This window comes from Vibrio plantisponsor (genome assembly GCF_013041605.1).
In the GTDB taxonomy this organism is placed as follows: Bacteria; Pseudomonadota; Gammaproteobacteria; order Enterobacterales; family Vibrionaceae; genus Vibrio; species Vibrio plantisponsor.
Genome location: NZ_JABEQC010000026.1, coordinates 1 through 9,157, shown reverse-complemented (window position 1 = coordinate 9,157; position 9,157 = coordinate 1). Strand labels below are relative to the sequence as shown.

The window sequence follows — 9,157 nt, the reverse complement described above, 5'->3', positions numbered from 1 at the left end:
ACACCCAATGAATCTGAACTACTGTATTGGAAAAACTCTAAAACCGTGGCCAAATTTAGTTGACCACTACACTTCCACTTTAAAACTACAAAGGTCTCTTAGTCCTTGTTCTATGGTATCAATACGCAAATAAAATGAACGAGTTTTAGCTGCTAGCAACTTCGCAAGTGTTGACTTTCCAGAAGCAGGAAGACCTGAAAATATATAAAACTGGACTATTCAATTGACCTCCATATATTGCATATAACGCCCAATTAAGGTGTGAAGCACGTAACCACAACACCCAATTTGAACTCCTTAATCACTAAAATTGACCTAAACCAAAAATGCCAAGCGTACTGAATCACTCTTAAATTGTTTGTTAGCCCAGTTTTTAACCGCCAGCTATACCAGATGAAGACTTGCACAAAGTTAAATCTTTTGCATAAACCCTCCAGCTATTTTTAGAAGAAGTTCGTGATTCATTGATACACTTTACATAACCAGATTTAGTTACTTGGTAGCCGAGATAACCTCTTGAGACTAAAGCAAGTAAACCTATCGCTAGTGATATATAAGCAACTTTGAGCCATACCTTACTATAAGAGCTCACTTCTCTTTGTGGATGACATAACTGATGCGTCATTATGCCAATGCCTCCTAGGAGTAAAGGAGGAAGAATTGCTAATGCAATGTAGGATGGGTATCCAAGCAACCTGACTCTTAGATCTAATGGCAGAAAGGGAAGCGCCAATTCTTCTGGCGTTCCAATTACCAAATAACCAACAAGAAAAAGTGCAAAAAAAACAATCCCTGAGATTTGTATTTTTTTCATTATTTACCCTTTTTCAACAAATCAACTAACGAATCAGACACCCCAAATTCATTGTCAGCCCAATCTAGAGCAATACCGACTCCGACGGACATACCAGCAAAAATTAACCCACTAACTAACAAGGGAGCGCCAGCAGTTGCGACTATAACTGCGGCTAGAGTTCCTGCCCCCGTAGCAACAACACCTTTCACAATATCAGCACCCGAACTACCCACTAGGTCTTCCATTGTTTTTTCATCGTGCACATAAACATCAACGGCATTTATCGAAATAGCGAAGGTTATGTCGACAACCAACCCTACTTTGAGCATGTTGCGCGCCATATTTTTTGTGCCCAAACCAAGCTGAACAACCTGAGGATTATTTGCACGCCAACGGTTACCTTTAACGAGAGTTTTTAGGTGTTTTTTGTAACCTTTAATTATTACATAGTCTTGACCGTTGGCAGGTTTTACATAAGCTACAACACCCATGCCACCTAACCCTTTAGCGAGTTGGTAGGCATCCTTAGCATTTGATGCACCATCCCAGATTTTTTTGGCGTTATCTAACGTATCTTTGCCGCTGTATTCCAACCATAAGTTATTAGCAAACTCTTCAGCTTCCTCTAACGACATAACCGCTAGGTCAACAACCTTTTGGGTATACTCAACATCAAGTTGTTCACTTTTAGTAAAATCATACGGTGGCCAATAACCTGAACCTTGTGGGATTTGAGCGGCTTTCGCAGTAGCAACTTCGGTTACATTCGCTGAGGAATGCGCACTTTGAGCTTTAGTTTGAATAGCAACTTGAGATTCTGTTGAGGACGATGAAGATGATAACGCAAACATTTCCGCAGGCTGATATACATCACCGATGTACACTGTACCACTACCAATCGTTACCCCTCCGCAACTAATTGCACCACCAGTAATGGCTGCTGGTTTACCATTTATTTTGACGGTTGATGAACCGGACGCAATGGTACGTCCATGAGGGGGATGCTTGGGTTTATCGTGTGGAGCTAACGGATCTCCAACCCTTGCTGCGGGTTGGCCATCAAATTTCACATCAGGAGAGCCTGCCGTAACAGGAGTGGGTGGAAAACCATCATGGTCAGTACCTATATCGCCAACTTTAACGCCTTTAGACATAACGTTCGTCCTATCTTTATTTTGTCCGAAGATTATATCAATATGCACCACCACGAATAACAATCAACTATTCTAGTTTGTGAACTTACTCCAAACTTTGCGATAGTGGGCTAACGCTCTGTTAAGGTGTGAGCAACGCAATACCGATGCCGCCGCATACCACCTGAAACACTAAGCGCAACGCATAGTGAAAATGCCACGCGTTGCGAATCACTCTTAAACAGTTTGTTATGTTCGTACTCAAAATTGTTCAGTTCGCACGAACATAAACTAAATGAATACCAGTGGGAGTTATTTTAGTAAGATTTTGGCTATAAACATATCCATATCGTTCTAACAAATCAATGGAGTGATAGGTCCAACCGGCAGCAAATGCCACACCAGCCAATGCAAAATAAATACTGATCTTCTTTACTAATCTCATTGTTTTACTAGAGTAAATTTCATTAACCTTACGCCCATAAAACAATGACTTAGGAGATATTACCAACAAGCATAATACCACTCCCAAGAAGCCAATAGGAAGCCACAATGTAATAACAGATACCCTTACAATCGGCTCCTGATTGAGTAATGCAAGATAATCTTGAAATACCTGAAAACTTATCCAAGCCCAAGATGGAATAAATAATAATATTAAAAATAACCCAGCCAATCGCACTTTACTTTTAGGTGACATTTTCTAACACTTCTACAATTCTATTGGAAATATCAAAATGACCCCATACAAACTCAACAATGATATAAGCAGCAACACACGCTAAAGCACCCAAAATAAGAGGCTGACCAAATGTGGCCATTGCTAATAATGCGGCCTCTCCCGCGCCAAACTGCACTTAAGCTTTAAACATGTCCGAGCCGACATTACCAAACCAATCAGTTAAGTGGTAGTCATCTTTGAACACCAGATCCGTCGTTGCGATGCTTGCCGACACCACAAATGTTAATGCCGCTGCGCCCTTAAAATTGGCCGCTTTTGATTTGGGACTAAATCCTGCTTGCATTGATTTGAAAGAGTTCAGTGGGTACTTTTTGCCATCCATCTTAATTCGAGTACCGTTTACAAAGGCATGTTTTAAAACTTTGCCGTTTTTATCTGTACCAGAAAATGCAACAAAGGTTTTGCCTTTGCTCTCCACTAAATCAGCCTTAACACCCATATCACCAAACTGCTTCGCAATAGAGCGGGCGTTAAACATCGGTTCGGTATGGTTGAACCAACTTTTAGATGTATTGATACTTGTAGCTATTGCAGCCACATCACGGCCTGACGCCAACCAAACGTTGTGTAAAATTTTATGCGCATCCTCTAAGTCGGCAATAAGTACATGCTGGTGATTTTTCGCCATTTCCTCTTCTAACGAACACTGTGAACTAAGTGTATCGCTGAGAGATTCATCGAGTATTTGTGAAGCATTCCGACGTGCAAACACTTCTGCCCGATGTGCAGCATACCGCTCCTCGTTCGCTTTAACATACGCCCAGCTTTCTTCAGATTGTCGATGATTTTCTTGAAGTTGTTTTAGATATTTTTCTTTTGGAGAAAGTCTGGGCTTAGGAGCTTCTGGAAGAGTATCCCCTTCAATCCATCGCATGTTGTACGTACTAAAATCTCTTGTCATGTTTGTGCCGTCTTTATTTATCTTGTTGGAACTGCATGATAACTTCAAAATTGACAGGGCAAAAACTTGCTCACAGGTAACAAATTGCCTGCAAATATCAACAAAGAACATAACGCCCGGTTAAGGGGCTAACAACGCTTGACACTAAACCTAAAAATAACAACCCTACCCACTAAAGCGGATTTGAACCAAAGCAGCCAAGCGTTGGTAGTCCCTCTTCAACCGTTTGTTAAGTGCCTGTTAATCCAACCTACAGTCTTCAATATTTTTTACATAATCAATCAGTAAGTTTTTATTGTAACCAGCTCTAGCGCTACACTCAGTCAACCCAAGGGGTGATATTACCTTACTATAGAGCAATATATTTAAAACTAGAGCCGACATCCCAAAAAATATAGAGATGATAGCCAATGTCTTTATCTTAAGCTCTTTTCCACGCAGATGCTTAGATAATATGTTTACAGGAGCCATCATAAAAAAACCTGCACTTACTCCTAATATTAAAGACACAAAATAGTATGGATCCGCAGACACTATTTCTGGAGATACATTAAAAAACGGCCATATAAATAAGTGACTAAAAAAACCAAAACCACCAATAAAGAATGTGATTGCTAATATATATACAAATGTCAACCTAAGCATCATTCACCTAGTTTTATTGTTTGTTCGATGATTTTTTTCTCAAAGTCAGTCCATTTATCAACACCCCAGACAAATGCATTAGACAGAACCAGAATAACTAATTTACCTGTGACGGTTGCTGCAGCTCCGGTAAATACAGCACCCGCACCCAAAGCAACACCTGCAACAGCTAATACGTGAACAAGAAGTTTAGCCTGATCCACACCTAATTTGGCTAACGTATATTCGTCGTTAACAATGAATTGAAGCACATTTATCGCAGACCCAACTAAAATCTCCATAGGTGCGCTTACTTTAACGTAACGAACCATTCCCTTTGCAGAATCTAAAGCCCCTAAACCTAGCTTGACTACTCGTGGATTGTCGGCTTTAAACACACCACCATGTAACAAAGTTTGAGTCCAATATTTATAATTTTCTAGGATAACGTAATCAACGCCATCAACCGTTCTGACAAACGCAGTAACACCGACACCACCTAAGGCTTTTGCTGTCTCTCTTGCGTCGTATAACCCTGTTACTGTGTCTTTTAAATTCTTTACCGCATCAAATGTATCAAAGAATGCCTTCCATTCTTTTGGAGCTAAAACCGCAAATTTCACAATATCTTGCGCATATTCCAATTGGATTTCTTTTTCACCCTCTGGAGCTAACGAGTTATAAGGTGGCCAATACATGTTTTTAGGATTAATTTGAGGAGCTGAACTATCTGCCAATGAACTAGCATTAGATGTTGCACCGAAAGAGGAAGTTGCCGAATTCATGTTCGACAGTGACTGCTGAGCGGAAACTGCAACTGAAGAGCTGCCAATTTTAACGCTGCTAGAACCAAGCAACACGTTTGAACCTGGAGGGCAACCACAATCTACATAATCACCGACTCTTGCTGATGGACCTGCTGGTAAATTTACGTCCCTCGGACCCACAGCAACAATTGGTCCTATGCCTCGACACTCTTTACGTCCTGACTTACATGTAGCTTTATGACCTACTGAACTAGCAACGAGACCATTCATCATGATCCCATTGTTTCCTTCCACAACTTCCCCACCTGTGGAAGTTTTTGAACCGATACCAATACTGAACATTGTTAATGACTCTTATCGTTATTTGTAAATAACTGGAGTTTCACATAACACCACTAGAAACATTTCGTAGAAGTTCACATTTTATCTATTTTTCACGTACATATGACAGACGGTAGGTGGCACTTAACGCCAAGCTAAGGGGCTGGAAACGCATTACGCTAAACTCAAACTGACCACCTTAACCACAAAACTCAATTTATACTAAAACCGCCATGCGTTTACAGTCCCTCTTTAGCGTCTTGTTATATGCAATTTCATACACCCAGCTTTTCAATGAGTTCTGCAAATGACATTTCGATACTTTTACCTGCGGTATCGATTTTAATTACATCTGTTTGCCACGTTTCATAATGGCGATTATGCACTTGTTGCCAAGTAGGATGTTTTAAATTTTCAACTTCATTGTGACGAGAATTAGCCCTTAGCTCATGCTCACAACTATCTGAGCAACTCACTTCTATATTTATAAACTTAGCTCCCGCACTCGCTGCTACCTTTTGCCATTCACGTCGAGTAAGCTCAATAGGATTGCATGAGTCAGAGATGCAGTGGATTCCAAGCTCCAAATTATCCCTGATAATTCGGTAGCTTAAACGGTAACCCTCACCTTCCACTTTAAAACTACAAAGGTCTCTTAGTCCTTGTTCTATGGTATCAATACGCAAATAAAATGAACGAGTTTTAGCTGCTAGCAACTTCGCAAGTGTTGACTTTCCAGAAGCAGGAAGACCTGAAAATATATATAAAACTGGACTATTCAATTGACCTCCATATATTGCATATAACGCTAAGCTAAGTGGCTACAAACACAACCAAACTCAAAACAACCACCGTAAACACCCTACTCGATTGAACCAAAACCGCCACAGGTTTGCAGTCCGACTTAAGCGCCTTGTTATGTTTGTTTCTCTGTTGCTAAAGACATAATGGCTTTTTCGATAGATGGAAACTGTATTTTTGTAAGACACATCTCTGCCTTTGAAAATTCATGTTCTCGAATTAACTGAGTAACTGCATCCAAAGAGAGCACGTTTCCCTCGACATCAAATCGATAGTTTCCGTCTGAAAAACTGACTAAATAACATTGTCCGCGGCTATCGATCAGACGGTCTGAACTATCCCAGATTAGAGCATCAAATTCGTTAGCCAATTGAGTCTCTGAAGACAAAAACATTAGCTCCGCATCACCATCTAGCTTGAAAACACATGGCCAATTAATCATTTTGCCTCCATAAACATAACGCCCGCTTAAGTGGTGAACAACGCCACCACCTAACTTAACTTATTGTGCCGTAAACACTAAAATTGATTCAAACTAGAAATGCCAAGCGTTGAGAATCCGTCTTAAACGCCTTGTTATGCTCCCGACGCTAAAACCAAAACAATAAAACAAGATTAACTTCTTGCATGAAACTTCAGGTCTTCTGATGAATTTATGTACTTCTCAAAACCTTTAGCATCTTTTGCTGGAAATGGGTTAAGGGCTAGTCCTTTCTTAGTGTTTAGACAACGTCAGTTACTGGTTAGAAAATATCACATTCTCTTTGCGACGAACTTATCATATGTTTCACTCCCTCATCATCTACCCACTCTGTTGTACTGATTTCCGTGACACAGTCACTGGCTATATTTACATAAGTGTAAACACATACAAACCCGACCAAAAAAATGATTAAGTAAACAATGTTTGTTTTTGAAAAATACACTCTAGTTAATCCTTTATGATCAATTCAAATTTTTGACACACGCTTTTTAGCCAACATGAGAAACCGTGATTCTATGAGGTTTCTGGAGCATAACGCCCAATTAAGGGGTGAGCAACGCTACCCCCCAAACCTAAAGCATTGTACCGTAACCACTAATGTTGAAGTAGAAGCAAAAGTGCCAAGCGTTGGGAATCCCTCTTAAATTGTTTGTTATACGAATTTCTTGCACAAGACTTTAATTTTCTCGTTCATTCTAGTGCAATGTTCTTGTTCGCACGCCGGTGCGCTAAAGTACTCAAGTACATCAATTGATGATGATAGTGCGATATTGATAGTCGAAGATAGTATAAATAGTAAATCAGCGTTGCTTATTTTACGGCTAATTACAACTTTGTCATTTTCGAAGTTCTTTGAAGCAAGCGCACTAATATTGCCGTGAGTATATCTACAAAGGTTGTTATACACTGTGCGATACAAGTCTCCACACTCTGCTTTTTTAAATCGTTCGTAGATGTTTAACCCTTTTGATTTCTCAATTTTAAGTTCTTCCAACTTACTAGACGAAACTGGCTGAGTACCTTGGTAATAAGGATTTTCGGATGAGTAGTGAGAAAGGTTTTTATGCTCAGCTTCAGCTTCAGCAGCAAAAATACAATTAACGTAATTCTCATCTTTTATTAAACATCGCAGATCAACGTATGACTCTAAGGTACTCCTCATCAAGATCTGCGGCGAAACATAGCAGCCATTTGAAACTAAAGTGAGGGTTTCTTCACATAAAGAATTGATGCGCGCATACAAAGCTAAAATAAACTTTGAACGCTGATCATAGAAGTGTAAACCTTCGAGTTTAGAGTTTCTAAAAGCAACATACTCATCCCAAACACTCATAAATTCATCGTTCATAGTTTCCCCATTCGTATAACGCCACGTTAAGGCGTGAGTAACGCAATACAGAAGTTTCCGCATTGCGCCGTAAACACTTTACTCAACGCAAAGCAAAATTGCCACGCGTTACGAATCGCTCTTGAACGTTTGTTATGTCTCAGCCTCTTAGTTGACTATTGCGCTGCTCTCCACAGTGCTTTCTTGGTTAGTAGCTGTTCCAATGTCAGCAACAACCACAAGAAAATACAACAAAATACCCATCGCTAAAATTTCACTAATTTTAGCTAATGCCCTCATTGTTTTTGATGTGTGTTTCTCAACAGCTAATCGATATTCCATGAATAAAGGAGCAATTATGATTATGTAGAAAAGCAGATTGAAACTTTGTGTTTTGTCCGAGTCAAAGAATAAACTAAGTAGCCAAGTAATTAACCCTAACGCCGAAAACGCTAAAAATTGTGATTCTTTAAACTTATCAATTACAGTTGATAAAAGCGACTCAAATAACCTTAGTTGCTTATCATTAGGTATGGACATAGTTAACTCTATTTAAATTGCGAACCCCATATTAATACAAACAGAGACGGAGAACAAAAGTTGTGTTAGTTCAGAGACATAACGCTAAGCTAAGTGGCTGCAAACATCACTAAACCCAAAATAAACACCGTAAACACACTAGCCAATTGAACCAAAACCGCCATAGGTTTGCAGTCCGACTTAAGCGCCTTGTTAGCTGGTTACGTTGAAGCTTGATGTTTGCACCCAAATGCATAATTTGAAATACATTATGACTATACGAACACAATGTAAAAGGGACAGCTATAAAACTGAAGCCTAGCCCACGAAACATGACTGACTGAGAAAAATTACGATGAAGCCAACCATAACAAGCGAAGAACTTTATTAGTCACGAACCTCTTTCAAAGTCAAAGAAGCCACACCAAAGAACTCGACAGACACACCATTAAAAGTAAACGGCTCGGTTAGATTCGACTATTTAATTGAAGTGCCACTGGCGAGATAGTTGAAATACGGGGGGCTTTCAGGTGTAAAGCTTGAACCACAAAAACGGAATAAAACTGCTCTTTTAATTTTCCAGCTAACGCCAAATTAAGTAGTGAGTAACGCTACCACTAACCTAAACCATTGTGCCGTAAACACTGAAGCTGATTCAAAGCAAAAATGCCGAGCGTTACGAATCTGCTTAAATTTATTGTTATATGCGTATTCAAATATGAAAACACAACTTCTTTAAATA

General features: G+C 39.6%; 8 protein-coding genes and 3 pseudogenes. All 11 read right to left on the bottom strand.

Annotation, left to right across the window (positions count from 1 at the left end):
• Positions 1–72 precede the first annotated feature (72 nt).
• A pseudogene (locus HKI82_RS20575) lies at positions 73–219 on the bottom strand (P-loop nucleotide/nucleoside kinase family protein); the annotation flags it as partial.
• 154 nt (positions 220–373) lie between these two features.
• Positions 374–814: a hypothetical protein gene (locus HKI82_RS20195; RefSeq protein ID WP_146027679.1), complete on the bottom strand. Its 441-nt coding sequence runs from the start codon at positions 812–814 to the stop codon at positions 374–376.
• A gap of 854 nt (positions 815–1,668) precedes the next feature.
• Positions 1,669–1,950, bottom strand: a pseudogene (locus HKI82_RS20570) (type VI secretion system PAAR protein); the annotation flags it as partial.
• 250 nt (positions 1,951–2,200) lie between these two features.
• Positions 2,201–2,629 (bottom strand): hypothetical protein, encoded by a 429-nt coding sequence (locus tag HKI82_RS20180; protein WP_171139002.1) that lies wholly within the window; start codon positions 2,627–2,629, stop codon positions 2,201–2,203.
• Positions 2,619–3,545: pseudogene (locus tag HKI82_RS20175) on the bottom strand (hypothetical protein). Before HKI82_RS20175 ends, HKI82_RS20180 begins: the two are co-directional and overlap by 11 nt.
• Positions 3,546–3,812: 267 nt before the next feature.
• A complete protein-coding gene (locus HKI82_RS20170) occupies positions 3,813–4,208 on the bottom strand; it encodes a hypothetical protein (RefSeq protein WP_146027678.1) in 396 nt (131 codons plus the stop codon).
• Positions 4,209–4,216: 8 nt separating this feature from the next.
• A complete protein-coding gene (locus HKI82_RS20165; RefSeq protein ID WP_171139001.1) occupies positions 4,217–5,305 on the bottom strand; it encodes a PAAR domain-containing protein in 1,089 nt (362 codons plus the stop codon).
• 254 nt (positions 5,306–5,559) lie between these two features.
• The gene (locus HKI82_RS20160; RefSeq protein WP_171139000.1) at positions 5,560–6,066 is read right to left on the bottom strand and encodes a P-loop nucleotide/nucleoside kinase family protein; all 507 of its coding nucleotides are present in this window, start codon (positions 6,064–6,066) and stop codon (positions 5,560–5,562) included.
• Between the two features lie 134 nt (positions 6,067–6,200).
• Positions 6,201–6,527, bottom strand: coding sequence for a DUF4144 family protein (locus HKI82_RS20155; protein ID WP_171138999.1), 327 nt, complete (start codon positions 6,525–6,527; stop codon positions 6,201–6,203).
• A 694-nt stretch (positions 6,528–7,221) separates the two neighbouring features.
• On the bottom strand, positions 7,222–7,917 hold the full coding sequence (locus tag HKI82_RS20150) for a DUF5677 domain-containing protein (RefSeq protein WP_102943139.1): 696 nt from the start codon (positions 7,915–7,917) through the stop codon (positions 7,222–7,224).
• A 147-nt stretch (positions 7,918–8,064) separates the two neighbouring features.
• The gene (locus HKI82_RS20140; RefSeq protein WP_171138998.1) at positions 8,065–8,436 is read right to left on the bottom strand and encodes a hypothetical protein; all 372 of its coding nucleotides are present in this window, start codon (positions 8,434–8,436) and stop codon (positions 8,065–8,067) included.
• Positions 8,437–9,157 lie beyond the last annotated feature (721 nt).

What these genes read in the sequence shown, in the direction of transcription:
- HKI82_RS20195 (WP_146027679.1), bottom strand. Translation starts at nt 814, where the DNA reads ATGAAAAAAATACAAATCTCAGGGATTGTTTTTTTTGCACTTTTTCTT.
- HKI82_RS20150 (WP_102943139.1), bottom strand. Translation starts at nt 7,917, where the DNA reads ATGAACGATGAATTTATGAGTGTTTGGGATGAGTATGTTGCTTTTAGA.
- HKI82_RS20180 (WP_171139002.1), bottom strand. Translation starts at nt 2,629, where the DNA reads ATGTCACCTAAAAGTAAAGTGCGATTGGCTGGGTTATTTTTAATATTA.
- HKI82_RS20140 (WP_171138998.1), bottom strand. Translation starts at nt 8,436, where the DNA reads ATGTCCATACCTAATGATAAGCAACTAAGGTTATTTGAGTCGCTTTTA.
- HKI82_RS20155 (WP_171138999.1), bottom strand. Translation starts at nt 6,527, where the DNA reads ATGATTAATTGGCCATGTGTTTTCAAGCTAGATGGTGATGCGGAGCTA.
- HKI82_RS20165 (WP_171139001.1), bottom strand. Translation starts at nt 5,305, where the DNA reads ATGTTCAGTATTGGTATCGGTTCAAAAACTTCCACAGGTGGGGAAGTT.